Genomic DNA, 25898 nt, shown 5'->3' with positions numbered 1-25898 from the left:
GTAGGTTGGAGAGATGACTACACCAGACGTCTCGTACATCGCCGAGTTCACCGACGGACCCCTCGAGGGCGAGGTCGAGACTCGCATCCTCATCGGCGGAGCGGCTGAGAAGCGCATCGGCATGGTCGCCGCCGTCGACGGACTCGAGTCGCTGTTCTGGTACGACGCCGGCGAGGAGCGCGAGGTCAACGACCAGCTGCACGTGCGCTACAGCTTCGACGCCGGCGATTCTGACCCCGTCGAGTCGGACGAAGAGACCTTCTGACGCTCTGACGCTCTGATCGGGGATCTCGATCCGCGGTGGAGGGCTACTTCTCCGCGGTCTCGGTTCCCGAGGTCTGCGACTCGATGAGCGACTGCACCATCGGGATCGGGTTCATGAGCCGCCAGCCGAGACCCGGATCCCGGATGGGCTTCGAGAGTTTCAGGGCCACGGATGCATCGCCGTCGCCGACGCGCACGTGACCGACGACTGCGCCTTCGGATTTCGTGCTGAAGTCCTCGAAGTCGACCTTCGTCGATGACGAACCCGACTTCCACGCCGACCTGGTGACGGCCTTGCCGGTGACGCCGTCGGCCTGGGCGCCCCACGGTGCACGGAAGTGCACGTAGGCCGTCGACTTCGCGATCACGTCGACGGGGGCTGCGCTCTCCTCGGCGCTGGCGGCGAAGGCTTCGATACCCGAAGCCAGGGTCTCGTAGTCGGGCTGTCGGATGAAGGCTCCCGAAACAGTGACAGCGGCATCACCCTCGCCGATGGTCTTGGTGAACAGGTAGCAGACGCCGGCGGGGTCGGTGAAGCTGCGCGAGATTCCGAAGACGCCCAGATCCGAGAAGAAGTCGGTGGTGTTCTCCACGCCGCGTGCATTCACGAGAGCCGTCGCGGGCTGGGAGAGGATGTCGTGCAGGGTCGGCTGCTCGCTCAGCAGCACCCCGAGCATGGCGGCATCGGATGCGGTTCCCACGGTGTCTCCGCTGAGGCCGGTGGCGTCGGCGACGGTCGTGCTCTTCATGCCGTTCTTCGCGAGCCAGGTGTTCGCTGCCTCCACGTAGGCGTCGACCGATCCGAAAGCCCACCGCACGAGGGTGTCGGCGTGATTGTTGCTCGAGCCGAGCAGGACGGCCTGCAGCACCTGCTGCTCGGTCCACTTCTCGCCGCGGAAGACGGGAAGGGTGCGGGCGCCCTCCTTGCTGTAGTCGATGTAGGCGGCGTAGTCGGGCGTCGTGATGGTGATCTTGTCGCCCGCCTTGCCGACGGCGAGCGGCTTCTCGTCGATGGTCACGAGCGCGGCGATGACCTTCGCGATCCCGGCGATGGGAACGGCATCCGCCGTTCCGGCGACAGCGAAGGGCTTCGTCTCGCCGACGGCGATCACCGCGCTGGCCCCCTCGGCCGGAAGCGTCGGGGGCTTCGCGTCGGCTGCGGGATTGGCGGGGCTGAGCACCTCGGCGTGAACGGCGGGCAGTGGTGCCAGCAGGGTCACCGGGCCGTAGACGCCGATGCCGAGGATGACGACCACGCCGATGAGGATGCCGATGAAGCGGCCGGGGCGGAAGTCCATGCCCTCAGGTTAACCCGGCGGATGGATGCCGGCCGGCCGCCACACTCGGTGGGCGCCTAAGCCCACCCGAGGTCGTGCAGGCGGTCGTCGTCGATGCCGTAGAAATGCGCGATCTCGTGCACGAGGGTGATGTGGATCTCGTCGCGGAGTTCGTCCTCGTCTTCGCAGATCGCGAGCAGGGGCTCGCGGTAGAGGATGATGCGATCGGGCATCTCGCCGAAGCCGTACTGGCCGCGCTCCGTGAGGGCGACGCCGTCGTAGAGGCCGAGCAGGTCGAGTGAGCCGTCCTCGGGGCGGTCTTCGACGACGAAGATCACGTTGTCGAGGCCGTCGACCATGTCGTCGGGCAGTTCGTCGAGCTCATCGATCACGAGCTTCTCGAACTCCTCCGCATTCAGGTCCATGCCCTCATCGTGTCATGCCGCGACGAGGGTGCTGCCGATCCACCAGAGCAGGATCGAGACCACGATGGCCGCGAACGGCGCGACGATGCCGCTGCGATCCCGCGTCAGCAGGATGATCCCCACGACGACACCGACGATGGCTGCTGCGATCGGCCCGTACACGCCGAGCGCGAACCCGAGCATGTTCGGGCTGGAGTCGAGCGCCCAGAGGAGCCCGGCGGAGAAGAACGCCACGGCCAGCGCACCGGAGACGAGCATCAGCAGCACGGTGATGCCGATGTCGACGGCGCGCGCCGTGCTGGTGCGATGTGCCATGCCCTGCCTCCATCGAACAGAAACCACGGGTGAGGGGAAAACCACGGGTGATGGGAAAAGGCCCCGGATCTCTCCGGGGCCTGCCACATTGGGGTGAGTAACGGGGCTTGAACCCGCGACCTCCTGGACCACAACCAGGCGCTCTACCAACTGAGCTATACCCACCATGCGCCTGCCGAGAAGCTCCGGAGATCCGGCGCTGCGCGAAAGGCAACTAGAGAAGTGTATTACACCCGAGAGGTGAAATCTGACACGACGGATTCAGCAGCCGCCTGCGCCTCCTCGGACGTGGGCCCGGGATCGGGCACGAACATGGCCCGTCGGTAGTATTCGAGCTCGCGGATGGACTCCAGGATGTCGGCCAGCGCACGGTGTCCGCCGGCCTTCGGGGGAGCGTTGAAGTAGATGCGGGGGAACCAGCGACGGGCGAGTTCCTTGATCGACGACACGTCGACCACGCGGTAGTGCAGCTGAGCGTCGAGCCGCGGCATGAAGGCGTGCAGGAAGGTGCGATCGGTGCCGATGCTGTTTCCGGCCAGCGGCGCCTTGGCATCGGCAGGCACATGCTTCAGCACGTACTCGATGGCCTGGTACTCGGCTTCCGCGACGCTCACACCGTGGGGGATCTCCTCGATGAGCCCGGACTCCGTGTGCATGTTGCGCACGAAATCGCCCATAGTCGCGAGGGCGCTGTCATCGGGCTTGATCACGATGCTGATGCCCTCATCGAGTGGCTTCAGGTCGTAATCGGTGATCACGATCGCGATCTCCACGAGTTCGTCGACGGCGAGGTCGAGTCCGGTCATCTCACAGTCGACCCAGACGAGTCGATCTACACCACTGCTCATGAGGCGAGTCTACGTGCGCCCGGCGACACGCGATCCGTCGGCAACGCTCCGTAGACTGGAACGATGCTGCTCGAGCTCTACACATCCGCCTTCTGCGAGCCCTGCATGCAGACCAGGGCGGTGGTCGCCGAGGCTGCGCGTCTCGTTCCGGATGCCGAGGTCGCCGAGTACGACGTCGCCAACAACATGGCCGCCGCCGAGGCGGAGAACATCCGCTCCACCCCGACCATGATCATCCGCTCAGCGGACGGCACCGAGGTCTTCAGAGCTGCCGGAGTGCCCACCCTCGCGCAAGTCCTCGTCGCCGCGGCGAAAGCGCTCTGAGCGGCCGCACGCGAGCGCTGCGGTATCGTTGACGATCGCGCCCCCGTAGCTCAGCGGATAGAGCAGGAGCCTTCTAATCTCTTGGTCGCAGGTTCAATTCCTGCCGGGGGCACCATCACGATCCGATCCTCACCCCTCCTCGGCGATGAACGCGTCCTTGTCCGGGGCGGCCGGTGCGTAGGCGGGCGAGCGCTTACGGTAGGCCAACCCGATCAGCGGGAACAGCAGCACGCTCAGCAGACCGGCTCCGACGAGCGATGCTGCCGTTCCGGTCGTCAGGTCGCCCTCACTGACCCCGATATTGGTCACGGCCACGATGATGGGCAGCGCTGTCGCGCCCATGAGTCCGATTGCGACACGGTCGGCGCGAGCAGCGCCGGGTGGAGCCGCGATGACGCTCGGCAGGCCGCGCACGACGAGGAAGAGCAGCAGGAAGATCGGCAGCAGGAGCAGATTGCGCGTGTCGCCTAGCAGCGCGGCCAGATCGAACGAGAGTCCGGTGTCGATGAAGAACACCGGAACGAGGAAACCGTAGCCGACGGCCTCGAGCTTCGACTCGATCGCCTCGGCGTCCTTCTCGGGTGCGCCGGTGAGCAGCAGGCGGTACAGGATGCCGGCGGCGAACGCCCCGAGAAGCATGTCGAGTCCGAACATGATGCTGAGGGCGCTCAGGGCGAACAGGGTGAACATGACGAGGCGCACCGCGAACTGGCCGCTCGTGTGGATCGTCGAGGTGATGATGCGATGCAGACGACGACCGTACCCACGGGCGGCCAACCAGATGGCGAGACCGGCGATGGCGGCGAACGCGACGAGAACGACGGCCGCGACCCCGGGTGATCGGCCACCGAGGAACAGTGAGATCGCCAGGAGCGGACCGAACTCTCCGATGGCACCGACGGCGAGCACGGCGATGCCGAACGGCGTCTTCAGCTCACCGGCATCCCGCAGAACGGGAAGCAGAGTTCCGAGCGCGGTCGATGTGAGTGCGACACCGATGAAGATGCCGGCGCCGACGGTGGGGGCCAGGGCGATACCGACCAGCACCCCGGCGACGAGGGAGATCAGCCAGCCGAGCACGGCGCGCTTCATCGGACGGCCCTTGATCGTGGCGAAATCGATCTCGTTGCCTGCGAGGAAGAACAGCATGGCGAGCCCGAACTGCGATAACACCTCGAGGAAGCCCCCGGGATGCACCCAGCCGAGCACCGCAGGCCCGAGCAACAGACCCAGGAGGATCTCGAAGACGACCAATGGCACGGGGATGAGCCGTCCGAGGAGGCGACCCAGGAGAGGGGCGGCGACGGCGATGGCGGGCACCAGGACCATCGAACTCAATGAGATGTCATCCATGGGATTCTCCAGACCGGCCGGCGGGGGCATGCCCTCGGATGATATCGGCAGGCCGCCTCTCGGGCTCCGAATGCGTCGATGACCTGCCACACTGGGCCGATGCGGCGCAGAAACGTCTTCGTCATCGCCGCATCCGTCGTCGTCGTCCTCGCGTCGAGCGGATGCGCCGACGCGGAGCGCGCCGGCTCCGGAGGCCCTGTGGCCACCTTCCAGGTGGTGGGCGAGACCTTCCGCATCGAACTCGTCACGCCCGAGCTCATCGACCATGCGCAGCGTCTCTTCGACGGCGAAGAGCTCGCGACGATCCCCGTGGGGAAGATCGTGCGACCCGATCCCGAGGTGAACACCGGCTGGAACTGGCACATCGATCCGAAGACCCTCGAGTTCGCCGACGTCACCACCGAGGTCTGCGATGGCCTGCCCTCCTACGTGGAGGACAAGACGCTCACGAGCGACACCTACTGCCCGTGGAGCGCGAAGATCATCGCCATGGACTATCCCGAGGGGTAACGAGTCCGAAACGAGCGCGCAGTAGATTCGAAGCATGCGAGAGCTTCAGGCACAGATCATCCAGGAACTGAACGTGCAGGCGACGATCGATCCGGCGGCGGAGGTGGAACGCCGGGTCGACTTCCTCGTGCATTACACGAAGCGCGCCGGAACGCGCGGCTTCGTGCTCGGCATCAGCGGAGGGCAGGACTCGACTCTGGCCGGGCGGCTGTGCCAGCTGGCCATCGAGAAGCTGGCCTCCGAGGGTGTGGACGCGGCCTTCATCGCGGTGCGGCTGCCCTACAAGGTGCAGGCCGACGAGGCCGACGCCCAGCTCGCGCTCGACTTCATCCGACCGCAGAAGCGCGCCGAGTTCAACATCCAGGACAGTGCCGACGCCTTCGCCGCCGAGTACGCCGACGCCCTCGATGAACCGCTCTCCGACTTCAACAAGGGCAATGTGAAGGCCCGCGCCCGGATGATCGCGCAGTACGCCATCGCCGGCCAGCACGGACTCCTCGTCGTCGGCACCGATCACGCAGCCGAGGCCGTGACGGGCTTCTTCACCAAGTTCGGCGACGGTGGTGCCGACATCCTGCCGCTGTCGGGGTTGACGAAGCGCCAGGGCCGCGCCCTGCTGCAGTACCTCCACGCACCTGACGTGCTTTCCTCGAAGGCGCCGACGGCCGATCTTCTCGACGAGAACCCCGGCCAGACCGATGAGGCGAACCTCGGGCTCACCTACACCGACATCGATGACTTCCTCGAGGGCCGCGACGTGGCTGATGCCGTGGCCGAGGCGATCGAGAACCGCTATCTGGCCACGCAGCACAAGCGCCGCGATCCGGTCAGCCCCTTCGACACCTGGTGGAAGCCCGCGCGCTGACCCAGCGCGTCCGCTGCTCGCCGAGCGCCGTGACGGCGCCGCCGAGGTGGTCGCTCCGAGTCGGTCGTTCAGAGGCGGTCGCTCCGAGTCGGTCGCTCAGAGGTGGTCACTCCGGGTGGCAGCTCAGAGGTGTCCGCTCAGATGACGAAGGGAGAGCGGGCCTGCGAGGCCCGCTCTCCCTTCGTCGTTCTCCAGATCAGCGCCTAGGGCGTCGTGATCACGTCGGTGCCGTCGTCGTCCTTGCGCCGCGCCGGCAGCGCGGAAACGTCGTCGAGAAGCCGTTGGGTCTCGGTCGAGGCGTCGGATGCCGGTGTCGGGGCGAAAGGCGCCATCGCCGGCGTGTACGGGGTGGTGGCTGCCGCCGGCTCGAACTGCTGGTGGTGCTGTTCGGCGACCCAGGCATCCTGCTCGGCGAGCAGAGCCTTCTCGGCGGCGGTGTTCATGACCTTCCAGCGCTCGAGATCGGTCTGGAACAGCTTGCGGGCGCGGGCCGGGCGCTTCTGCCAGTCGACGAGGCGGTCCCGGAACTCGACGACGGCGGGCTCGAGCTCGTAGCCGAAGGTCGCTGAAGCGCGCTTCATCTCGTGCAACTGGTGGGCTGCCCAATTCGCGGCCACGGCGGCGCCGCGGATCGGGAGCATGCGCACGCGGATGTCGGCTTCGCCCACGGCGCGGTCGGCGAGCACCTGCTCCTGCGGGGTGAGGGAGTTCCACACCGACGACTCGGTGGCGGCGTCGATGAGGGCGGCGATGGCCGTCGCCTTCACCTCGCGGTCGCGCTGATCGATGAGACTGCGGACGGCGGCGCGTGCCACCCAGGCTGCGAGCAGCGCCGAGAGCACCATGGCGACGACGAGCACTCCGGCTGCGAAGAGCGTGGGGCGTGCGTCATCCGAGAAGAGCCAGTTGAAGAAGTCCGTGATCCACTGCATGTGGCGCACTTTACCCGCGGGTGCGACGGATGCCGGGGATCAGGGCCCGGCGTGGCCGAAGGCGCTCCTGCAACCGGCCGGTCGAACGCCGCTCGCGCTACGCGAAGCTCTCCGCTGCGGCCTGCGCCGTCCAGAACTCGCCCAGAGTGAGCGTGCGGGAACCGCCGCGCGAGAGACGGGCCGTGAAACGCCCGAGGTCCCCGCTGCCGAGGCGCTCGATGTGACCGCGGACGTCGCCACGATCGGTGACGACCCGCCACAGGTCGGCGCGTACCGGCGCGAACTCCAGGCCGGGGACACGCGCCTCGAGGGCGGTGCCGGGTCGCAGGGAACGGATCTCGATCGTTGCAGTCATGCTGTCTCCTCGTGTGCGCCGGCCCGGTGCTTTCTTCTGTCCCATCAGGCTAGAAGCGACCACCGACATCCGTTCGGACACAGGAACGAGGACTCAGAACAGCTTCTCCGCCGCCAGCGTTCCGGTCGCGAGATCGGCGTCGAGGACCTTGCCGGCGCGAGCCGTCTGGGCGAGCACGATGCCCACGGTGACGAGGGCGACTCCGAGCAGCTGCACGACGGTGAGGGTCTCGCCCAGCCAGAGCCACGCGACTCCGAAGGCGAACAGCACCTCCGAGGAAGCGGTGATGCCTGCAGCCGTGGCCGTGAGGTGCTTGAGGGCGAGGAGCGAGAGCAGGAAGGGTGCGAACGAGCCGAGCACGGCATTCCAGAGCAGCGGTATCGCGAGTGGGACGCTCACCCCATCCAGGTTGCCGTCCAGCGACACCGTGGATCCCAGCAGCGCAGGATCGACGTCCCACCATCCGCTGAGCACGCCCCAGAAGACAGCGGCGAAGCCCATCGACCAGAAGCCGACGGCGAGCGGGGACGTCGCGCCCACCTGCCGCTCGCCCACCACGAAGTAGACCGTCAGGGTGGCCGCGGCGGCCAACGCGAACAGCACCCCCACGACGTTCAACGTCGACTGCCCGATCTGAGCGACGACGGCGAGGCCGATGAGCACGAGCGCGATCGCAGCCCAGATGCGCGGCTTCACCCGCTCCTTGAACACCACCCGGGCGATCACGGCGACGGCGAGCACCGCGAGGTATTCGAGCAGCAGGGCGATGCCGACCGGGAGCAGGCTCACGGCGACGGCGTAGGTCCACTGGAGCAGGGCGACGCCGAAGATGCCGAGCGCCGCCATGACGGCCAGCTGACGCGCCGTGATGCGGAATGCCCGACGGTTGGTCACCAGCAGGATGGCACCCGCGATGACAGTGACGGATGCCACCCTCCAGAACGTCAGCTGCGCCGGCGTGATGCCGGCCTCCACGATCACCTTGGTGACCGACCCGTTCATGCCGAACAGCAGTGCGGCCGCCAGGGCGTAGAGGTAGCCCACTCTCTAGCGCTGGCCGGTGCCGTGCACAGCGAAGGGCTCGATCGCAGCGATCTCCTCGGCGGAGAGCGCCGGCGCCTCGAGCGCTGCGACGTTCTGCTCGAGCTGAGCCACGCTCGACGCGCCCACGAGGGCGCTCGTGACGGTCGAGTGCCGCAGGACCCACGACAGGGCGAGCTGCGCGATCGACTGACCACGGGCATCCGCAACGGCCTTCAGGCCCTGCAGGCGCTCGAGGTAGTCGGAGTCGATGCTGTCCTCCGAAAGGAAGCGGCTGGTGGCAGCGCGCGAGTCCGACGGGACCTTGCCGTCGAGGTAGCGGTCGGTGAGCAGGCCCTGGGCGAGCGGCGAGAACACGATGCTGCCCGTGCCCAGCTCGTCGAGCACGGGGAACAGGCCGTCCTCGATGTGGCGGTCGAACATGGAATACCGCGGCTGGTGGATCGTCAGCGGGATCTTGTGCTCGGCGAGAGCGGCGGCAGCGGCCTTCGTCTGCTCGGGGTCGTAGTTCGAGACGCCGACGTAGAGCGCCTTGCCCTGCTGCACGGCGGTCGCGAGCGCACCCATGGTCTCCTCGATGGGGGTCTCGGGGTCGGGGCGGTGGGAGTAGAAGATGTCGACGTAGTCGAGCCCCAGACGCCCGAGCGACTGGTCGAGCGATGACAGCAGGTACTTGCGCGATCCGAAGTCGCCGTACGGGCCGGGCCACATGTCGTAGCCGGCCTTGCTCGAGACGATCACCTCGTCGCGGTAGCCGCGGAAGTCCTCGGCGAAGATGCGGCCGAAGTTGGTCTCCGCAGAACCGTAGGGAGGGCCGTAGTTGTTCGCGAGGTCGAAGTGCGTGATGCCCAGATCGAAGGCGCGGCGCAGGATCGCGCGCTGCACGTCGGTCGAGCGCTCGTCACCGAAGTTGTGCCAGAGTCCCAGCGACAGCGCGGGGAGCTTCAGGCCGCTGCGTCCGGTGCGGCGGTAGGTCATCTCGTCATAGCGGGTGGGGGCGGCGACATAAGGCATGAGGTCAGCCTAGGGCTCGGCGGCGACGCTCGTGCTGCGCGCGGCTCCTCCCCAGCGCGCGGCTCGCATCCGCTTTCCAACGGACAGCGGATGCCGCCCTCGTGACGATTCCGGATGCCGCCAGCATGTGTTCAACGCGGCCCGTCCGGGCGCATTCCAGGCACGGGTGCGACCGGAGCGGGCCGCGTCCCCGGGGCGAGCGCGTCGGGGCAGGAGACCATACGGAGGAAGCCATGTCGAACCCCATCACCATCGTCGGAAACGTCGGAACGGACCCTGCGTCGACGATCCTCCCCGGAGGCGCGCGCAAGGTGACCTTCCGCATCGCCGCGAGCGAGCGGTACTACGACAGGAAGAAGAACGAGTGGGTCGACGCCGACCCCAGCTGGTTCACGGTCGAGGCGTTCCGCACCCTCGGCGAGCATGTGGAGCAGTCGGTTCGCCGCGGCGACAACGTGATCGTCTCCGGGAGGCTGCGGGTGCGCACGTGGGAGAACGACAAGGGGCGGGGCACGGCTGTCGACGTCGAGGCCGACGCCATCGGGCACAACCTCGCGTGGGGGACCAGCAGCTACTCGAAGACGCAGCGCACCGAGTCGGCGTCGCAGAGTGCGGCCGATCGGCAGCCGCAGCCGTCCGAGCAGACGCCTCCCGGAACCGGCGACGGCGGCGACGCGGAGGCCGCCCCGCGCAGCGGGTGGACGGTGCCGCTCTCGGCGTCTTCCGACACCCCGTCCCTCGTCGGATCGGATGACACTCCGTTCTGACCGCGACCTAGACTCTGGAGTGTGCCTCCGTGGGGTGGCGGAGGAGGAGCGGAGCGTGCGTCGACGCAATCGGTTGCTGACCAGTGCGGCTCTCATCATCGCCGTGGTCGGCGCACTCAGTGCCTGCACCCCCGCGGCTCCGATCCCCGCGCCGACCACCACGATGCCCACGGCCTCGCCCACTCCGACGCCCACGGCGCCGGCGATCCCCGAGCTGCAGCCGGGACTCTCGGCCGGCGAGAACCTCGACTACTTCGATCTCGTGAACAACGCGGTGATCGCCGCGAATGCGGCCGCCGGTGGACGCGACTTCGTCGACGCCCTCGTCGCGGGCGGGTTCGACAAGGCCGCCATGCAGGTCACTCCGGACCGAACGGCGATCGACCTCCAGGCCGACAGCATCCAATGGTCGGTGCTCTTCAACGGCGAATGCCTGATCGGACAGTACGGACCGGCATCCGGTGGCTACCACAGCGAGGTCGCCGCGCCGTCGGGCCAGGGAGCCTGTCTGCTGGGAGAGACGCGCCCCATAGACTGGTAGGCGCTATGGCCGATTACATTTACTCGATGGTCCGCGCCCGCAAGGCCGTGGGCGACAAGCTCATCCTCGACGACGTCACGATGGCGTTCATCCCCGGCGCCAAGATCGGCGTCGTGGGTCCGAACGGTGCCGGAAAGTCCACGATCCTCAAGATCATGGCCGGACTCGACACGCCGTCCAACGGCGAGGCCAAACTGACGCCGGGCTACTCCGTCGGCATCCTGATGCAGGAGCCGGTTCTCGACGAGACCAAGACGGTTCTCGAGAACGTGCAGGAGGGCGTCGGCCCGATCAAGGCGAAGGTCGACCGCTTCAACGAGATCTCCCTTGCGATGGCCGAGCCCGATGCCGACTTCGATGCCCTGCTCGCCGAGATGGGCACCCTGCAGGAGGAGATCGACCACGCCGACGCCTGGGACCTCGACTCCCAGCTTGAGCAGGCCATGGACGCGCTCCGCTGCCCGCCGGGCGACGAGATGATCGGCCACCTCTCCGGTGGTGAGAAGCGCCGCGTCGCGCTCTGCAAGCTGCTGCTGCAGAAGCCCGACCTGCTGCTCCTCGACGAGCCCACCAACCACCTCGACGCCGAGAGCGTGCTCTGGCTCGAGCAGCACCTCTCCAAGTACCCCGGCGCCGTGCTCGCCGTGACCCACGACAGGTACTTCCTGGACCACGTGGCCGAGTGGATCGCCGAAGTCGACCGCGGCCGTCTCTACCCCTACGAGGGCAACTACTCGACCTACCTCGAGAAGAAGCAGGAGCGTCTCGCCGTCCAGGGCAAGAAGGACGCGAAGCTCTCCAAGCGCCTCTCCGAGGAGCTCGACTGGGTGCGCTCCAACGCCAAGGGCCGCCAGGCCAAGTCGAAGGCCCGCCTCGCTCGCTACGAGGAGATGGCAGCCGAGGCCGAGCGCACGAAGAAGCTCGACTTCGAGGAGATCCAGATTCCGCCGGGACCGCGTCTCGGCGCGATCGTGCTCGAGGTCAAGAACCTGAAGAAGGGCTTCGGCGACCGCACCCTCATCGACGGGCTCAGCTTCTCGCTTCCCCGCAACGGCATCGTCGGCATCATCGGTCCGAACGGTGTGGGAAAGACCACCCTGTTCAAGACCATCGTCGGCCTCGAGCCCGCGGATGCCGGAGAGGTCAAGGTCGGCGAGACCGTCTCGATCTCCTACGTCGACCAGACCCGTGGCGGCATCGACCCGAAGAAGACCCTGTTCGAGGTCGTCTCCGACGGTCTCGACTACATCCAGGTCGGCAAGATGGAAGTGCCGTCGCGCGCCTACGTCGGCACCTTCGGCTTCAAGGGACCCGACCAGCAGAAGCCTGCCGGTGTCCTGTCCGGTGGTGAGCGCAACCGCCTCAACCTGGCGTTGACGCTCAAGCAGGGCGGCAACCTCCTGCTCCTCGACGAGCCCACCAACGATCTCGATGTCGAGACCCTGTCGAGCCTCGAGAACGCCCTCCTCGAGTTCCCCGGCTGCGCCGTGGTCATCACTCACGACCGGTGGTTCCTCGACCGCATCGCGACGCACATCCTCGCCTACGAGGGAACCGAGGACGACCCGGGCAACTGGTACTGGTTCGAGGGCAACTTCGAGTCGTACGAGCAGAACAAGATCGAGCGCCTCGGGGCCGACGCCGCGAAGCCGCACAGCTCGACCTATCGCAAGCTCACCCGCGACTGAGCGGTCGGCTCGACTCGTGAGGCTCAACGTACCGATCCGGCTGCGCTGGAGCGACCTCGACGCCTACGCCCACGTCAACAACGCCTCGATGCTGCGCCTTCTCGAGGAGGCGCGCATCCAGGCGTTCTGGGAGACGGACGAGGCCGTCCACGGCGACACGGCCGTCGGCGCCTCGACCGCCGTGCTCGACGGTCGTCCGGGTGCCGCAACCCTCACGATCATCGCCCGCCAGGAGGTCGAGTACCTCGCGCAGGTGCCCTACCAGCGGCTGCCACTCGACGTTCAGCTCTGGATCGGGCGGATGGGTGGAGCGAGCCTCGAGGTCTGCTACGAAGTGTGGTCGCCCGTCGGCGTCGCGCCCGCGGTGCTCTACGCCCGGGCGGCGACGACGATCGTGCTGGTGGATGCCGCATCCGGTCGCCCACGTCGCATCAACGACCATGAACGGGCGTCCTGGACTCCGTATCTCGACGAGCCCGTCGCCTTCACGAAGCGGGCGCCGTCGCGCTCATAGCCCTGCGGGCCGGCGTTCCCTTCGTTTCGGCGCGCTCGCTCCGCACTCGTGCCTCACGGGGCGGGATCGAGCGGAGTGTCGCTGAACGAACCCTCCCACACCGCGCGGGAGCCGGACTCGCCGATGATCACGGTCGTGATGATGCCTGCAGGCACGACGACGACGGCCGCGACGGCCAGGATGATCGCGACGATGCGTCGGACCAACGCTGACGGGGCCTCGTCAGCGGCTCGCTTGTCGACCACGCGATACCAGCCGTAGACGACGATGGACAGGACGGCCAGCGCGATGGCCCACGGCAGCAGAGTGTCGCCGAGATCGGCGTGCTCCTGGATGAGCGGCGAGTCGGGCAGGCGGTCCTTCAGCCATTCGCCCGCCTCCTTCGCCACGTAGACGAATGCCGCGGCGATCACCCCGAGGATCGGTGTGACGAGTCCGAACCAGCGCCTCGCCCGTGGCCACACCGTCGCCAGCAGCACCACGATCGCGGCGACGGGCACCACGATGACGACGGCGTGCACGATGAGGATGTGCACGGGGAGTCCGTTGAACGAGTAGTCCATGTCGGATGCCGCTGCTCACGCCGACGCGAGCACGGTGTCGCCGTCGACGGTGATCGTGAGCTTCGCGAGGCCCGTGAGCGCCTTGCTCCCGGGGAACGGCTCCCCGGTGGCGGCGTCGAAGCGGGACTGATGACAGGGGCAGTCGAACTCCGTTGCAGCTGCGGCGACGACGCACTGCTGGTGGGTGCAGATGGCACTGAAGCCCACCACCTCACCGGCGGTCGGCTGCGCCAGCACGATCGGGTCGGCGCCGAGCTTCGCGTCGATCGACCCTCCGACGGGGATGTCGGCGAGCTTCGCGACCTCGGTTCCGGATGCGGCTCCGGCATCGGGGGCGGCGGATGATGAGGCCGATGGTGCCTGGGAGGCGGCATCCGTCGTCGCGGAGTCGGCAGGCGCTGTGCCCGTGTCGGTGCCCGGGGTGCACGCGGCTAGGGCGATGGCGCTCGCGCCGGCTCCGCTGATGACGAGTGCTGCTCGGCGGGTGATGATCCTCTGCTCGGTCATGATGCTGGGCGATCCTCTCGATTGACGCTGGATGAAGCCGGAGTAGCTTTGCAGTTCTGGAGGGAAGACGGTTCTACAGGGAACACGGCGCAGCCTCGGGAAAGGTTCAACCGGGCTTTGCGGGAGTACGACTGAACCGAAGGCAGGCGCCATTCGTGTTAACGATGGAGGTGCTCTCGTGAGCGATGACCGGGCCGAGGCTCTGCGCGTCATCCAGGACGAGCACGCGCCGGCGCTCTGGCGCTACGTCGTGAGACTGACCGGTGACAGGGCGCTGGCCGACGACATCGTCCAGGAGGTCATGCTGAGAGCCTGGCGGCGGCCGGAGATCCTCGACCAGTCCGAGGGCTCGGCACGTGCCTGGCTGTTCACGGTGACCCGCAATCTCGTGATCGACGACAGGAGGAGCGCTCGAGCGCAGCAGGAGTTCGCCGTGCACGATGTTCCCGAGGTGGTGGAGGCCGACTCGACGGATGCCGCCCTCGATCGCTGGCTCATCGCCGATGCCCTCGGCGAGCTGAGTCACGACCACCGTGCCGTGCTCGTGACGGTCTACTACGGAGGACGATCGGTAACCGAGGCGGCCGACGAGCTCGGCGTACCCAGCGGAACCGTCAAGTCGCGGCTGCACTACGCCCTGCGCGCTCTGCGCCTCGCCCTGCAGGAACGCGGGGTGACCGGACGATGAGCGCGACCATCGACGCCTACTCGGACTGGGATGCCGCCTACGTGCTGGGGGCCCTGAGTTCGCGCGAGCGTCTCGACTACGAGGACCACCTCTCGACCTGTCCGCGCTGCAGCGCTGCTGTCGCCGAGGTCTCCGGCATGCCCGGGCTGCTGTCACGGGTGTCGATCGTGGAGATCCCGGATGCGGCAGCCGACCAGCCTGTGCAGCAGGCGGCTGAGCCGGTGCCCGGGCCTGAGCCGCGTCCTCGTCGCCGACGCCGGCGCCGGGGCCGCATCGTCGCGGCAGCAGCGCTCGGAGTGGCGGCCGTGACCGTCGCCCTGGTGCTCTCGATCGGCGGGGTCGAGAATCCTCCGGCGGCGCAGGCCGAGACGCTGCACCTCGACAGCACCGGCCAGACCGCCCTGAGCGCCGACGTCAGGGTGGTGGGGGAGGCGTGGGGAACCGCCCTCTCGACGCACTGCCGCTACAAGGACGGCGGCAGCGGCGCCGGGAACGACCGATACGGCGACAGCGGCAGCGACGGTGGCCGCACCGACGGCGCTCCTGCGGCATCCGACCGCTACGGCCTCTACGTGACCGACGACGCAGGAGACTCCCGCCTGGTCTCGAGCTGGAGTGCCGCCCCGGGCACCGATGTGCGCGCCGACGGCTCGACCGATGTGCCCATCGACCGCATCACCATGGTCGACATCCGCGCCCTGGACTCCGACGACGTGCTGCTGCAGGCCGAGCTCGACCGCTGACTCGGCTCAGCGAGAGGTCGGCGAGGGGTCAGCGAGCTCGTCAGCGGGCGTCGGGAACGCGGATCATGCCCTCCTGGGCGACGCTGGCGAGCAGCACGCCGTCGGCGCTGAAGATGCTTCCGCGCGCGAGGCCACGGCCACCCGATGCGCTGGGGGAGTCCTGCACGTAGAGCAGCCATTCGTCGACGCGACCCGAGCGGTGCCACCACATCGCGTGATCGAGGCTCGCCACCCTGAGTCCGCGCATGGCCCACGGAACCCCGTGTCGACGCATCGGCGATTCGAGGATCGAGTAGTCGGTCGCGTAGGCGAGCGCGGCCCGGTGCAGCCTGTCGTCGTCGGGCAGGGGACCGGCGGCTTTCATCCACACCGCCTGGTGGGCCACGCGCTCGCCCTCGACGGACAGGAAGATGGGCGACTCGACGTGGCGCACGTCGAAGGCGCGCTCGGTGGACCAGTAGCGGGCCACGTCGTGATCGATGTGCCCGATGAGCTCGGCCGTCGTCGGCAGGGACTCGGGGGCGGGGATGTCGCCGGGCATCTCGATCTGGTGGTCGACGCCGTCATCAGGGTCCTGGAACGACGCGATCATCGAGAGGATCGGCACCCCGTTCTGGTAGGCCTGCGTTCGTCGAGTCGCAAACGATCGGCCATCGTGGATGCGATCGACCGAGAAGGTGATCGGCAGGTTGACGTCGCCCGGCCGCAGGAAGTAGCCGTGCATCGAGTGCACGGCGCGGTCGTCGGGCACGGTTCGGCTGGCCGCCACGACGGACTGTGCGAGCACCTGGCCGCCGAAGACGCGGCCGTGCGGCATCCACTGGCTCGGGCCGGTGAAGATGTCCTCGCTGGTGCGTGCCCCGGTGTCGACCAGATCGAGCACGTCGAGCAGGCCGTCGATGGGGTTCGTCATGTGCACCTCGTGTTCGTGTCGCGCGGAGTGGGGGCTCACCGATGCGAGTCGGGGCCCGTCCCTCCGGTAGTTTAGAGGGCAGATGAGCCAGTCATTCCTTCTCACCGACCGCCCGAGCGTCGGCGACCTCACCACCTACCTGTCCCGAGCCTCTCGCGTGGAGGACGGCTCCGTGCGCCTGATCGCAGGCTCCGGCGTGCTCGCCGTCTACACGGCGATCCTCTACCCGCGCGGCCTCCTCGACGAGACGCCGACGGTGCTCGGCCTGCGCACCTTCGCCCTGGCCGACACGGGCTCCTTCGACGCCGTCGTTCCGAGCCGGTCGCTGCTGGACCGCTTGGCGCGCGTCGAGAGTGCTGGCGGCGATGGCCCGGCGGAGATCGGCGTGCCGCACGAGGTCGGCAGTGTCACGTGGGCGGGCATCTCGCCGCCGCGCGGTGGCTGGCACCCTCAGGGGTCGACGGATGCCGTCCACCTCGAACTCGCCGCCCACGCCGGCATCGCCGAGATCGCCGACGCCGTGCCGACGGGCACCGGTGAGCAGCTCGTGACCCGAGCCCGCGCCGAGGTCTGGGGGCGCCCGATCGACGGCCTCGAGCACGTTCCGGCCGGTGCCGCCTTCGCAGCGCTCAGCCTGGGCTTCCTGCACGCCGACGATCCGGTGAACGTCTTCGAGACGGGGCCGTGGACGCGCCTGACCACCAAGCGGGGCCACGTGCTCATCCGGCGCAAGGCCTGGTCGCTCAAGGGCTGAGGTCTGCGGCGGGATTCGCCTGTTCCCGTGACGTTGTGTCGATCCGGCCGGTTCCGGTGTCAGAGCCGCGCTACTGCGCGTCCGGCCTGCCGGCCCGAGAAGAGGCATCCGCCGAGGAAGGTTCCCTCGAGTGCACGGTAGCCGTGCACCCCGCCTCCGCCGAAGCCGCTGGCCTCTCCGGCCGCGTACAGGCCGGTGATCGGTGTTCCGTCGGCCGCGAGAGCCTGCCCGTCGAGGTTCGTCTGGATGCCGCCGAGGCTCTTGCGCGTGAGGATGTGCAGCTTCACCGCGATGAGCGGTCCGGCAGCAGGGTCGAGGATGCGGTGCGGGCTCGCCACCCTGATGAGCTTGTCGCCGCGGTACTTGCGGGCGCTCCGGAGCGCGTTGACCTGCGCATCCTTCGAGAACTCGTTCTCGATCTCGCGGTCACGCGCGACGATCTCGCGCTCGATTCCGGCGAAGTCGAGCTCGACATCGGGCGAGAGCTTCTTCATGCCCACGAACAGCTCGGGCAGGGTGTCGGCGACCACGAAGTCGACGCCCTTCTCCTTGAACGCCTCCACGGGACCCGGGGCTCCGGCCTTCACGCGCTGCGCGAGCAGCTTGAGGTCCTTCCCGGTGAGGTCGGGGTTCTGTTCGCTGCCCGAGAGCGCGAACTCCTTCTCGATGATCTTCTGGGTGAGCACGAACCAGCTGTAGTCGTGGCCCGTCGCCACGATGTGCTCCAGGGTTCCGAGCGTATCGAAGCCCGGGAACAGCGGGCCGGGCAGGCGCTTGCCCTCGGCATCGAACCAGAGCGACGACGGACCCGGCAGGATGCGGATGCCGTGCTTGTCCCAGATGGGCGCATAATTCGTGATGCCCTCGGTGTAGTGCCACATGCGATCGCCGTTGACGAGGCGGGCACCGGCCTGTTCGGTGATGCCGAGCATCCGGCCGTCCACGTGCGCGGGAACGCCCGAGAGCATGGTCGCCGGGGGCTCGCCGAGGCGCTTCGGCCACTGTGCGCGCACGAGGTCGTGGTTGCCGCCGATCCCGCCGGAGGCGACGATGACGGCCGGCGCCTCGAACCTGAACTCGCCGACGACGTCGCGGTTGCTCGGCGCTCCCCGGTCTGCGGCATCCGGAGCCAGGACGGCGCCGTGCACTCCCACGACCGCGCCGTCCTCGACGATGAGACCGTCGACACGATGGCGGTGACGGATGCGCACGAGCCCGGCCGCCTCACCGGCCTTCACGCGGTCGGCGAACGGCGCCACGACACCCGGACCCGTGCCCCAGGTGATGTGGAAGCGGGGCACCGAGTTGCCGGGACCGACGGCGCCGTAGCCGCCGCGCTCGGCCCAGCCGACGACGGGGAACCAGCGCACGCCCATCTGATGCAGCCAGGCGCGCTTCTCGCCGGCGGCGAAGTCGAGGTAGGCCTCGGCCCAGCGACGCCCCCACTGGTCCTCCTCGCGATCGAACCCGGCCGATCCGAACCAGTCCTGCGCGGCGAGGTCTCGAGAGTCCTTCACACCCATGCGGCGCTGTTCGGGCGAGTCGATGAGGAAGAGGCCGCCGAACGACCACCAGGCCTGTCCGCCGAACGACGCAGCGGGCTCCTGCTCCACCAGGATCACCGTCTTGCCGGCGAGCACCAGTTCGGCTGCTGCGGTCAGACCGGCGAGGCCGGCTCCGACCACGATGGCGTCGGCGGTTTCAGACATGTGGCTCCTTCGTCACGGGTGATGCAGTGGGGTGGTGCTGCGTAAAGCAGGGTGGTGCTGGGTGGTGCCGCGGTGGTGCTACGGATGCCGCGGGCGGTACGGCGTGGCGCCGCCCGCGGTGCGTGCGAGTTCAGTCGTCGAAGGTGTTGACCATCGCGAAGGCCGCGCGTTCGAGATAATCCCACAGAGTGGCGTCGTGGAGTGGCGACAGCGCCAGAGTGTCGACGGCGTGTCGCATGTGGGCGAGCCAGCGGTCGCGGGCGTCGGGGTTCACCTTGAACGGCTGGTGCCGAAGCCGCAGTCGCGGGTGGCCGCGCTGGGCGCTGTAGGTGCCGGGTCCGCCCCAGTACTGCTCGAGGAAGAGGGTGAGGCGCTCCTCGGCCGGTCCGAGGTCCTCCTCGGGGTACATCGGCTTCAGGACCGGGTCGTCGGCGACGCCGATGTAGAACTCGTGCACCAGCTTCTGGAAGGTGGCGTGGCCGCCGATCTGCTCGTAGAGCGTCTCCGTGACGGGCGTGCCGTTCTCGCCGTCGCGGAGGTGGACGGCGGCCGGCTGAACGGCCGCTGCAGGCTGGGTGGGATCGGTCATGGCGTCAGGCCTCCGGCTTGTCGTTCGGGGGAGTCGGCGGGTCCTGAGGCGGCTTCTTCGGGGCACGCACCCGGCGCTGCAGTCGGGGTGCCGTGTTCTTGCTGACCGGAATGGTTTCGAGAGGCTTCGTGCGCGGGGGCTTCGCACCCTTGACGCTGGCTGCGCCGTCGAAGCCGCTCAGCACGATGCTGTTCAGAGACGGGAGCTTCACGCCCATGGCGTCGAGGGCCTTCTTCAGGCGCATCCGCAGTTCGCGCGACACATCGTCCTTCGCGGAGGTGCGCACCTTGACGACGATCCTGATGACGACGGCCTCGGCCGAGATCGACTCCATGCCCCACAGCTCGGGCTTCTCGAGCACTCGGCTGCGCCATTTCGGCGTCGCTGCGAAGTCGAGCGCCGTGTCGAGCATCGCCTTCTCGACGGCTTCCACGTCGGCCTCGTAAGGGACCGCGAGGTCGATGATCACGCGGGCCCATCCCTGCGACATGTTGCCGACGCGCAGGATCTCGCCGTTGCGCACGAACCACAGCGTGCCGTTCACATCCCTGATCTGCGTGATCCGGATGCCGACGGCTTCCACGATTCCCGTGGCGGGCCCGGTGTCGACGACGTCACCGACGCCGAGCTGGTCCTCCATCACCATGAAGATGCCGTTGAGCGCGTCCTTCACGATGTTCTGGGCGCCGAAACCGAGGCCGGCGCCGATCGCGGCGGAGAGCAGCGCGAACGACCCGAGGATGTCGGGGCTGATCGTGCTCACGATCATCAGCACGGCGACGATGAAGATCGTCACGTTGACCACGTTGCTGAGCACCGAGCCGAGCGTGCGGGTGCGCTGCACGATCCGCACGGCGGCGAGCGGCGAGGCTGCCGCTATGGCCTGCGTGTCGTCGCTCGCCTGGCCCTTCTTGGCGCCGGTGACGATGCGGTGAACCACCCGCTCGATGACGAAGTGCAGCACCCAGCGCAGCAGCAGCGCCACGATCACGATCACGGCGACGGAGATGACCTTCGCTGTGAAGTCAGCCCAGAAGGCGGCGTCGAATGTGTCCCAGAACTCTGTCCACCAACTCATAGATGCGCCAGTCTAACGAGCGTCGGACGCGCTGATCTGGGCGTCCTCTGAACGTGCGGCGGCATCGGTGCGCTGGGCGGTGAGGGCACGCTCGAGCTCCGACACCAGCTCGCGGATGCGGCGCACGAGGGCGGGCGGAGCGTCGTTCTCGGCGAGCCAGGCGTGGGCGGCCGCGGCGAGCTCGGGCGTGACGAGGGCCGACGGGAACAGCCGCACGACGATGAGTTCGGCCATCGTGTAGCTGCGCTCCGCCCACACACGCTGGAGCATCTCGAAATACGGCTCGACGCTCTGCTCGAGCAGCGATGCCGGGTGGGCTCGCCCCCACCCCGTGGCGATGGCGCGCGCCATGTCGTTGGAGAGGCTCGCGTCCGTGGCGACGCGGGTCCAGGCGGCGAGCTTGCCCTCGGCATCGGGTCGCGCGGCGCGGGCGGTGGCGGCGAACTGCCGGCCCTTGGCGGTGTCGTCGGAGGCGAGCGCGTGGTCGATGTCGGCATCCGTCGCCGCACCTCCGGCGGCCAATGCGATCACGAGCTCCCAGCGCAGGTCGGTGTCGATCGTCAGGCCCTCGAGCGCGACGGACCCGTCGAGAAGGCTGGCGAGGATGTCGAGGTGCGGGGCCGTCGAGGCGATTCGAATGAAGCTCGTCACGAACTGGAGCTGCGCATCGGACCCGGCGTCCGCCAACACGGTGAGGGCCCACAGGGCGTCACCGCAGTCCGCGGCCACCTGCTCGGCCGCAGCCGGCTCGATGTACCGTGCCAGGGCGAGCTCCAGCTGCGACAGCGCCGTGCCGCGAGCCGACGACTGGTCCTCGTGGGAGATGTTGCCGAGGACGAGTCGCACGAAGTCACCGGCGGGCGTCTCACCGTCACGGGTCGTGTCCCAGACAGCGCCCCAGATGAGCGCGCGGGCCACGGGATCCTGGAGATCGCAGAGGTGGTCGATGGCCGTGCCCAGCGAGTCGTCGTCGAGACGGATCTTGGCGTAGCTGAGGTCGTCGTCGTTGATGAGCACCAGGGCGCCGCGGGTCACCCCGACGAGCTCGGGCACGTCGGTGCTGGCGCCGTCGATGTCGACCTCCACTCGGTGCGTCCGCACGAGCGCTCCATCAGCGTCGAGGTCGTAGAGACCGATGGCGAGGCGGTGGGGCCGCAGCGTCGGGTGTTCGGCAGTGGCGGTCTGGGCGATGGCGAACGCCGTGAACCGACCGTCGGCGTCGGTCTCGAACTCGGCCCGCAGCGTGTTGACGCCCGCGGTCTCGAGCCACAGCCTCGACCAGTCCGTGAGCTCGCGCCCGCTCGAGACCTCGAGCTCGTCGAGCAGGTCGCGGAGTGTGGCGTTGCCGCCGCCGTGCTTGCGCAGGTACATGCCGATTCCGGCATAGAACTCGTCGAGACCCACCCACGCCACGAGCTGCTTGAGCACTGACGCGCCCTTGTCGTAGGTGATGCCGTCGAAGTTGACTTCGACGTCCTCGAGGTCATTGATGGTGGCGACGATCGGGTGCGTCGACGGGAGCTGGTCCTGCATGGCCGCGCGGGTCTTGTCGACAGACGTGAAGGTGGCCCAGGCATCGGTGAATTCCGTGACGGATGCCGCTGCGATGGTGCTGGTCCAGGTGGCGAACGACTCGTTCAGCCAGAGGTCGTTCCACCACTTCATGGTCACGGAGTTGCCAAACCACATGTGAGAGAGCTCGTGCAGGATCACGACGGTCCGCTGCTGCCGACGGTGCTCCGAGACCTTCGACCGGAACAGGTACGACTCGTTGAAGGTGACCGCGCCCACGTTCTCCATGGCGCCCCAGTTGTACTCGGGCACGAAGATCTGGTCGTACTTGTCGTAGGGGTACTCGACACCGTAGCTGCGCTCGTAGTAGTCGAGGCCGACGCGCACGGTGTCGAACATCACTGCGGGATCAGCGTACTGCGCGAGGGAGGCACGGGTGAACAGCCCGAGCGGGATGCTCCGGCCGTCGGGGAGTTCGGCGACGTCGCGCCACACCGAGTAGGGCCCGGCGATGATCGCGGCGATGTAGCTCGAGATGACGGGGCCGGCCGGGAACTCCCAGACGGCGGTGCCGTCGGCGACTCCGGCATCCGGCAGCGGCGTCGGCGCGTTGCTCAACACCTGCCAGTCGTCGGGAGCCGTGATGGTGAACTGGAACGTGGCCTTGAGGTCGGGCTGGTCGAAGACGGCGAAGACCCGGTTCGCCTCGGCCACGGCGAACTCCGTGTAGAGGTACACGGCGTCGTCGACGGGATCGACGAAGCGATGCAGGCCTTCGCCGGTGTTCGTGTATGCGGCATCCGACACCACGCGCAGCACGTTCTCGGCCTGCAGATTCTCCAGACGGATGCGGGTTCCATCGCCCAGCTCGACGGGCAGGGCGACGCCGTTGAGCTCGATCGCGTGGATGACCCGGGTCGACGCCTCGATGAAGGTCGACGCCCCCGGCGTGGCGTCGAAGCGCACGTGCGTCTCGCTGCCGAACACCTCCGGCCCGCGGGTCAGGTCGAGCGCGACCGTGTAGTCGTGCACACGCACGACGGAGGCTCGCTCCTCGGCTTCGGTGCGGGTCAGGTTCGCAGCGGGCAAGGGCGTGCCTCCGTCGGTGTGGTGCTGGTGGTGTGGTGGATGGTGTTCCGATCGACCGGCATCGCAGCCGGCCGTGATCGGCCCGTGAGGGTGATCAGTCGGTGAGGGCGTCGCGAGCCTGGGCGGCCAGAGCGCGCTCGACCGCGGCGAGGTTCTCGATCACCAGGCGGCGCAGCGCCGGCACCCCGGGATTCGCGTCGAGCCACGCGCGCGTCGCGTCGACGAGCTCCTGGTTCGCGAGCGCGGTGGGATAGAGCCCCTCGACGAGCAACTCGGCGATCGCATAGCTGCGCTCCTCCCAGACACGGCCGATCATCTCGAAGTACTGCGGCACGAATCGCTCGAGCAGGCTGGTGTCGTCAGCGCGCTGGAAGCCGAGCCCCGTGGTGCGCACGATGGTGTTGGGCGCGGTGTCCGCCTCGACCAGGGAGTTCCACGCGGCCTGCTTGGCCTCGGCCGTGGGGATCGCGGCCCGGGCGTGGGCGGCCGACTGGGCGCCCGTCGCCGTGTTGTCCTCCGCGAGGCGGGCGTCGATGTCGCTCTCGTCCGCCCGGCCTGCCGCCACGAGTGCGATCAGCAGCTCCCAGCCCAGGTCGGTGTCGATGTCGAGACCCTCGAGCGTGGATTCGCCGGTGAACAGCGACTCGAGCTCGCCGACGTACGACGACGACTCGGCGATCGAGGCGAAGTACTTCACGAACTGGAACTGCGCATCGCTTCCGGCCTCCGCCTGCTGCGCCAGCGACCAGAAGGTGTCGGCGAGGGCGGTGACGGTCTCGGGGCGGTGGCTCGGGTCGGTGTAGGCAGAGGCGGCGAGCACGGCCTGGCCGAGCACGATGCGCAGCGTCGTCGACTCGGTCTCCGAGGCGATGTTGCCGAGCACGAGACGCACGAAGTCGCTCGCCGACACCTCGGCGTCGCGGGTGGCATCCCAGACCGAGGCCCAGACCAGCGAGCGCGCCAGCGGGTTCTCGAAGGCGTGCAGGTGCTCGAGGGCGACGGCGAGCGACGCCTCGTCGAGACGGATCTTGGCGTAGGCGAGGTCGTCGTCGTTGAGCAGCACCAGATCGGGGCGGGTGAGCCCGACCAGCTCGGCGACGTCGGTGCGGGGCCCGTCGACGTCGAGCTCGACGCGGTGGGTGCGCACCAGCTTCTCGTCCTGGAGCGAGTAGAAGCCGATGGCGAGGCGGTGCGGGCGGATGGTCGGGTAGGCCTCGACGGCCGTCTGCTCGACGGCGAACGCCGTGATGGTGCCGGCGGCATCCGTCTCGATGTCGGCACGAAGCGTGTTGACGCCGGCGGTCTCGAGCCACAGCTTCGCCCAGCCGGACAGGTCGCGACCGCTGGCGGCCTCGAGCTCGGACAGGAGGTCGGCGAGGGTGGTGTTGCCCCACTGGTGCTTCTTGAAGTAGGCCGCGACTCCGGTGAAGAAGGCGTCGATGCCCACCCAGGCGACGAGCTGCTTGAGCACCGATCCGCCCTTGGCGTAGGTGATGCCGTCGAAGTTGACCAGCACGTCCTCGAGGTCGTTGATGGTGGCGACGATCGGGTGGGTCGACGGCAGCTGGTCCTGACGGTAGGCCCAGCTCTTCTCCATGGAGTTGAAGGTGGTCCAGGCCTCGTGCCACTCGGTGGCCTCGGCTGTGGCGATGGTCGATGCCCACTCGGCGAACGATTCGTTCAGCCAGAGGTCGTTCCACCACTTCATGGTGACGAGGTCGCCGAACCACATGTGGGCGAGCTCGTGCAGGATGGTGACGACGCGACGCTCCTTGATGGCATCCGTCACCTTCGACCTGAACACGTAGACCTCGGTGAACGTCACGGCGCCGGCGTTCTCCATGGCACCGGCGTTGAACTCGGGCACGAAGAGCTGGTCGTACTTCGTGAACGGGTACGCGTAGTCGAACTTCTCCTCGAAGTAGGCGAAGCCCTGACGGGTCTTCTCGAAGATGTAGTCGGCGTCGAGGTACTCGGCCAGGCTCTTGCGGCTGAAGATGCCGAGCGGGATGGTGCGGCCGTCGCGGCTGGTGAGCTCGCTTCGCACCACGGAGTACGGGCCGGCGACGAGGGCGGTGATGTAGCTCGAGATGCGGTGGGTCGGCTCGAATGCCCACGTCTTGGCTTCGCCCGATGCGTCGCCAGACGCCTCAGCCGATGCCGCCGTCGGTTCGGGTGTCGGGGAGTTCGACACGACCTCCCAGTGGGCCGGCGCCGTGACGGTGAAGCGGAAGGTGGCCTTGAGGTCGGGCTGCTCGAACACCGCGAACATGCGGCGCGAGTCGGGGACCTCGAACTGGCTGTAGAGGTAGACCTCGCCGTCGACGGGGTCGACGAAGCGATGCAGGCCCTCGCCGGTGTTCGTGTAGATGGCGTCGGCTACGACGGTGAGCTCGTTCTCGGCCGCGAGGCCGTCGAGCTGGATGCGCACACCGTCGCTGACGGTGGCGGGGTCCAGGGCGGTGCCGTTGAGCGTGACGGAGTGCACCGTGCGCGTGATGGCGTCGATGAAGGTGGATGCGCCCTCGGTCGCGCTGAAGCGCACAGTCGTCTCGCTGCGGAACGTCTCATCGCCCGTCGTCAGATCGAGGGTGACGTCGTAGCTGTCCACGGCGACGATGCCGGCGCGTTCCTCGGCTTCGATACGGGTGAGGTTCTCTCCGGGCAACGGTGCCTCCTGCGGCGTGTGAGGGGAGTGGATGGATCGGATCGTGTCCGAG

Annotated in this window: 28 protein-coding genes and 2 tRNA genes; 12 read left to right on the top strand and 18 right to left on the bottom strand. The window is 68.2% G+C overall.

Annotated elements, in window-relative coordinates; translation table 11 throughout:
- Positions 1-13 precede the first annotated feature (13 nt).
- A complete protein-coding gene (locus E4M00_RS07415; RefSeq protein WP_135119820.1) occupies positions 14-265 on the top strand; it encodes a hypothetical protein in 252 nt (83 codons plus the stop codon).
- Positions 266-308: 43 nt separating this feature from the next.
- On the opposite strand, the gene E4M00_RS07410 is transcribed toward E4M00_RS07415, so the two are convergent.
- The 5 genes from E4M00_RS07410 to orn form a co-directional block, all read right to left on the bottom strand.
- The gene (locus tag E4M00_RS07410; protein ID WP_135119819.1) at positions 309-1562 is read right to left on the bottom strand and encodes a D-alanyl-D-alanine carboxypeptidase family protein; all 1254 of its coding nucleotides are present in this window, start codon (positions 1560-1562) and stop codon (positions 309-311) included.
- 56 nt (positions 1563-1618) lie between these two features.
- On the bottom strand, positions 1619-1966 hold the full coding sequence (locus tag E4M00_RS07405) for a metallopeptidase family protein (RefSeq protein WP_135119817.1): 348 nt from the start codon (positions 1964-1966) through the stop codon (positions 1619-1621).
- Between the two features lie 12 nt (positions 1967-1978).
- Entirely contained in the window at positions 1979-2281 is a 303-nt protein-coding gene (locus tag E4M00_RS07400; RefSeq protein WP_135119815.1) for a hypothetical protein, read from the bottom strand.
- A gap of 89 nt (positions 2282-2370) precedes the next feature.
- Positions 2371-2446: transfer RNA gene (locus E4M00_RS07395), tRNA-His, on the bottom strand.
- Between the two features lie 62 nt (positions 2447-2508).
- Positions 2509-3129 (bottom strand): oligoribonuclease, encoded by a 621-nt coding sequence (orn, locus tag E4M00_RS07390; RefSeq protein ID WP_135119813.1) that lies wholly within the window; start codon positions 3127-3129, stop codon positions 2509-2511.
- Between the two features lie 63 nt (positions 3130-3192).
- Between orn and E4M00_RS07385 the strand changes: the two genes are divergently transcribed.
- Together E4M00_RS07385 and E4M00_RS07380 are read left to right on the top strand one after the other, a co-directional pair.
- Positions 3193-3453 carry a thioredoxin domain-containing protein gene (locus tag E4M00_RS07385; RefSeq protein ID WP_135119811.1) on the top strand — a complete coding sequence of 87 codons (261 nt, stop codon included), beginning with the start codon at positions 3193-3195 and terminating at the stop codon, positions 3451-3453.
- Between the two features lie 39 nt (positions 3454-3492).
- A tRNA-Arg gene (locus tag E4M00_RS07380) sits at positions 3493-3568 on the top strand.
- Positions 3569-3582: 14 nt separating this feature from the next.
- Here the strand turns inward: E4M00_RS07380 and E4M00_RS07375 are convergent.
- Positions 3583-4806 (bottom strand): cation:proton antiporter, encoded by a 1224-nt coding sequence (locus E4M00_RS07375; RefSeq protein WP_135119809.1) that lies wholly within the window; start codon positions 4804-4806, stop codon positions 3583-3585.
- Between the two features lie 99 nt (positions 4807-4905).
- On the opposite strand from E4M00_RS07375, the gene E4M00_RS07370 reads away from it, so the two are divergent.
- Both E4M00_RS07370 and nadE read left to right on the top strand, forming a co-directional pair.
- A complete protein-coding gene (locus E4M00_RS07370; RefSeq protein ID WP_135119808.1) occupies positions 4906-5316 on the top strand; it encodes a BP74-related protein in 411 nt (136 codons plus the stop codon).
- 34 nt (positions 5317-5350) lie between these two features.
- The gene (gene nadE / locus E4M00_RS07365; RefSeq protein ID WP_135119806.1) at positions 5351-6181 is read left to right on the top strand and encodes an NAD(+) synthase; all 831 of its coding nucleotides are present in this window, start codon (positions 5351-5353) and stop codon (positions 6179-6181) included.
- 203 nt (positions 6182-6384) lie between these two features.
- On the opposite strand, the gene E4M00_RS07360 is transcribed toward nadE, so the two are convergent.
- From E4M00_RS07360 to E4M00_RS07345, 4 genes are all read right to left on the bottom strand, one after another.
- Positions 6385-7113 carry a hypothetical protein gene (locus E4M00_RS07360; protein ID WP_135119804.1) on the bottom strand — a complete coding sequence of 243 codons (729 nt, stop codon included), beginning with the start codon at positions 7111-7113 and terminating at the stop codon, positions 6385-6387.
- Between the two features lie 97 nt (positions 7114-7210).
- Positions 7211-7468, bottom strand: coding sequence for a hypothetical protein (locus tag E4M00_RS07355; protein WP_056162338.1), 258 nt, complete (start codon positions 7466-7468; stop codon positions 7211-7213).
- 93 nt (positions 7469-7561) lie between these two features.
- Positions 7562-8512, bottom strand: a complete 951-nt coding sequence (locus E4M00_RS07350; RefSeq protein ID WP_135119802.1) for an EamA family transporter — start codon at positions 8510-8512, stop codon at positions 7562-7564.
- A gap of 3 nt (positions 8513-8515) precedes the next feature.
- Entirely contained in the window at positions 8516-9523 is a 1008-nt protein-coding gene (locus tag E4M00_RS07345) for an aldo/keto reductase (protein ID WP_135119800.1), read from the bottom strand.
- A 233-nt stretch (positions 9524-9756) separates the two neighbouring features.
- Here E4M00_RS07345 and E4M00_RS07340 point away from each other — a divergent pair, with 233 nt between their 5' ends.
- From E4M00_RS07340 to E4M00_RS07325, 4 genes are read left to right on the top strand one after another with little or no spacing between them, the layout of a single operon-like run.
- Complete coding sequence (locus tag E4M00_RS07340) at positions 9757-10290, top strand: single-stranded DNA-binding protein (protein WP_167756840.1); 534 nt, start codon at positions 9757-9759, stop codon at positions 10288-10290.
- A gap of 55 nt (positions 10291-10345) precedes the next feature.
- The gene (locus E4M00_RS07335) at positions 10346-10831 is read left to right on the top strand and encodes a DUF6993 domain-containing protein (protein WP_240036903.1); all 486 of its coding nucleotides are present in this window, start codon (positions 10346-10348) and stop codon (positions 10829-10831) included.
- A 5-nt stretch (positions 10832-10836) separates the two neighbouring features.
- Entirely contained in the window at positions 10837-12519 is a 1683-nt protein-coding gene (gene ettA, locus E4M00_RS07330; protein ID WP_056162357.1) for an energy-dependent translational throttle protein EttA, read from the top strand.
- A 16-nt stretch (positions 12520-12535) separates the two neighbouring features.
- Positions 12536-13033, top strand: coding sequence for an acyl-CoA thioesterase (locus tag E4M00_RS07325; protein ID WP_135119796.1), 498 nt, complete (start codon positions 12536-12538; stop codon positions 13031-13033).
- A 53-nt stretch (positions 13034-13086) separates the two neighbouring features.
- Here the strand turns inward: E4M00_RS07325 and E4M00_RS07320 are convergent, their stop codons facing one another.
- Both E4M00_RS07320 and E4M00_RS07315 read right to left on the bottom strand, forming a co-directional pair.
- Positions 13087-13596 carry a DUF2231 domain-containing protein gene (locus tag E4M00_RS07320; protein WP_135119794.1) on the bottom strand — a complete coding sequence of 170 codons (510 nt, stop codon included), beginning with the start codon at positions 13594-13596 and terminating at the stop codon, positions 13087-13089.
- A 15-nt stretch (positions 13597-13611) separates the two neighbouring features.
- Positions 13612-14103, bottom strand: a complete 492-nt coding sequence (locus tag E4M00_RS07315; RefSeq protein WP_135119792.1) for a Rieske (2Fe-2S) protein — start codon at positions 14101-14103, stop codon at positions 13612-13614.
- A 178-nt stretch (positions 14104-14281) separates the two neighbouring features.
- On the opposite strand from E4M00_RS07315, the gene E4M00_RS07310 reads away from it, so the two are divergent.
- Together E4M00_RS07310 and E4M00_RS07305 are read left to right on the top strand one after the other, a co-directional pair.
- Entirely contained in the window at positions 14282-14791 is a 510-nt protein-coding gene (locus E4M00_RS07310) for a sigma-70 family RNA polymerase sigma factor (RefSeq protein WP_135119790.1), read from the top strand.
- Entirely contained in the window at positions 14788-15534 is a 747-nt protein-coding gene (locus tag E4M00_RS07305) for a zf-HC2 domain-containing protein (RefSeq protein WP_135119789.1), read from the top strand. Before E4M00_RS07310 ends, E4M00_RS07305 begins: the two co-directional genes overlap by 4 nt.
- 40 nt (positions 15535-15574) lie before the next feature.
- On the opposite strand, the gene E4M00_RS07300 is transcribed toward E4M00_RS07305, so the two are convergent.
- Positions 15575-16447, bottom strand: a complete 873-nt coding sequence (locus E4M00_RS07300; RefSeq protein ID WP_056162375.1) for an acyl-CoA thioesterase — start codon at positions 16445-16447, stop codon at positions 15575-15577.
- 82 nt (positions 16448-16529) lie between these two features.
- On the opposite strand from E4M00_RS07300, the gene E4M00_RS07295 reads away from it, so the two are divergent.
- Positions 16530-17201 carry a DUF8185 domain-containing protein gene (locus tag E4M00_RS07295; protein WP_135119787.1) on the top strand — a complete coding sequence of 224 codons (672 nt, stop codon included), beginning with the start codon at positions 16530-16532 and terminating at the stop codon, positions 17199-17201.
- 59 nt (positions 17202-17260) lie between these two features.
- On the opposite strand, the gene E4M00_RS07290 is transcribed toward E4M00_RS07295, so the two are convergent.
- From E4M00_RS07290 to pepN (E4M00_RS07270), 5 genes are all read right to left on the bottom strand, one after another.
- Positions 17261-18910, bottom strand: a complete 1650-nt coding sequence (locus E4M00_RS07290; protein WP_135119785.1) for an FAD-binding dehydrogenase — start codon at positions 18908-18910, stop codon at positions 17261-17263.
- Between the two features lie 130 nt (positions 18911-19040).
- A complete protein-coding gene (locus tag E4M00_RS07285) occupies positions 19041-19499 on the bottom strand; it encodes a globin (RefSeq protein WP_135119783.1) in 459 nt (152 codons plus the stop codon).
- A 4-nt stretch (positions 19500-19503) separates the two neighbouring features.
- A complete protein-coding gene (locus E4M00_RS07280; protein ID WP_135119782.1) occupies positions 19504-20577 on the bottom strand; it encodes a mechanosensitive ion channel family protein in 1074 nt (357 codons plus the stop codon).
- A 12-nt stretch (positions 20578-20589) separates the two neighbouring features.
- Positions 20590-23178 carry an aminopeptidase N gene (gene pepN / locus E4M00_RS07275; protein WP_135119780.1) on the bottom strand — a complete coding sequence of 863 codons (2589 nt, stop codon included), beginning with the start codon at positions 23176-23178 and terminating at the stop codon, positions 20590-20592.
- A gap of 94 nt (positions 23179-23272) precedes the next feature.
- Entirely contained in the window at positions 23273-25846 is a 2574-nt protein-coding gene (gene pepN, locus E4M00_RS07270; protein ID WP_135119778.1) for an aminopeptidase N, read from the bottom strand.
- Positions 25847-25898: the final 52 nt, after the last annotated feature.

The sequence above is a fragment of the Orlajensenia leifsoniae genome (assembly GCF_004570845.1).
Classification (GTDB): domain Bacteria; phylum Actinomycetota; class Actinomycetes; order Actinomycetales; family Microbacteriaceae; genus Orlajensenia; species Orlajensenia leifsoniae.
Note: the sequence above shows the minus strand (reverse complement) of the source record. Positions and strands in the feature narration are given on the sequence as shown.

Coding starts and splice junctions, on each gene's coding strand:
- E4M00_RS07290 (WP_135119785.1), bottom strand. CDS start 18,910: ATGTCTGAAACCGCCGACGCCATCGTGGTCGGAGCCGGCCTCGCCGGT.
- E4M00_RS07375 (WP_135119809.1), bottom strand. CDS start 4,806: ATGGATGACATCTCATTGAGTTCGATGGTCCTGGTGCCCGCCATCGCC.
- E4M00_RS07295 (WP_135119787.1), top strand. CDS start 16,530: ATGAGCCAGTCATTCCTTCTCACCGACCGCCCGAGCGTCGGCGACCTC.
- E4M00_RS07370 (WP_135119808.1), top strand. CDS start 4,906: ATGCGGCGCAGAAACGTCTTCGTCATCGCCGCATCCGTCGTCGTCGTC.
- E4M00_RS07315 (WP_135119792.1), bottom strand. CDS start 14,103: ATGACCGAGCAGAGGATCATCACCCGCCGAGCAGCACTCGTCATCAGC.
- E4M00_RS07345 (WP_135119800.1), bottom strand. CDS start 9,523: ATGCCTTATGTCGCCGCCCCCACCCGCTATGACGAGATGACCTACCGC.
- E4M00_RS07360 (WP_135119804.1), bottom strand. CDS start 7,113: ATGCAGTGGATCACGGACTTCTTCAACTGGCTCTTCTCGGATGACGCA.
- nadE (WP_135119806.1), top strand. CDS start 5,351: ATGCGAGAGCTTCAGGCACAGATCATCCAGGAACTGAACGTGCAGGCG.
- E4M00_RS07280 (WP_135119782.1), bottom strand. CDS start 20,577: ATGAGTTGGTGGACAGAGTTCTGGGACACATTCGACGCCGCCTTCTGG.
- orn (WP_135119813.1), bottom strand. CDS start 3,129: ATGAGCAGTGGTGTAGATCGACTCGTCTGGGTCGACTGTGAGATGACC.
- E4M00_RS07405 (WP_135119817.1), bottom strand. CDS start 1,966: ATGGACCTGAATGCGGAGGAGTTCGAGAAGCTCGTGATCGATGAGCTC.
- E4M00_RS07320 (WP_135119794.1), bottom strand. CDS start 13,596: ATGGACTACTCGTTCAACGGACTCCCCGTGCACATCCTCATCGTGCAC.
- E4M00_RS07385 (WP_135119811.1), top strand. CDS start 3,193: ATGCTGCTCGAGCTCTACACATCCGCCTTCTGCGAGCCCTGCATGCAG.
- E4M00_RS07340 (WP_167756840.1), top strand. CDS start 9,757: ATGTCGAACCCCATCACCATCGTCGGAAACGTCGGAACGGACCCTGCG.
- E4M00_RS07285 (WP_135119783.1), bottom strand. CDS start 19,499: ATGACCGATCCCACCCAGCCTGCAGCGGCCGTTCAGCCGGCCGCCGTC.
- ettA (WP_056162357.1), top strand. CDS start 10,837: ATGGCCGATTACATTTACTCGATGGTCCGCGCCCGCAAGGCCGTGGGC.
- E4M00_RS07410 (WP_135119819.1), bottom strand. CDS start 1,562: ATGGACTTCCGCCCCGGCCGCTTCATCGGCATCCTCATCGGCGTGGTC.
- E4M00_RS07400 (WP_135119815.1), bottom strand. CDS start 2,281: ATGGCACATCGCACCAGCACGGCGCGCGCCGTCGACATCGGCATCACC.
- E4M00_RS07355 (WP_056162338.1), bottom strand. CDS start 7,468: ATGACTGCAACGATCGAGATCCGTTCCCTGCGACCCGGCACCGCCCTC.
- E4M00_RS07300 (WP_056162375.1), bottom strand. CDS start 16,447: ATGACGAACCCCATCGACGGCCTGCTCGACGTGCTCGATCTGGTCGAC.
- E4M00_RS07415 (WP_135119820.1), top strand. CDS start 14: ATGACTACACCAGACGTCTCGTACATCGCCGAGTTCACCGACGGACCC.
- E4M00_RS07305 (WP_135119789.1), top strand. CDS start 14,788: ATGAGCGCGACCATCGACGCCTACTCGGACTGGGATGCCGCCTACGTG.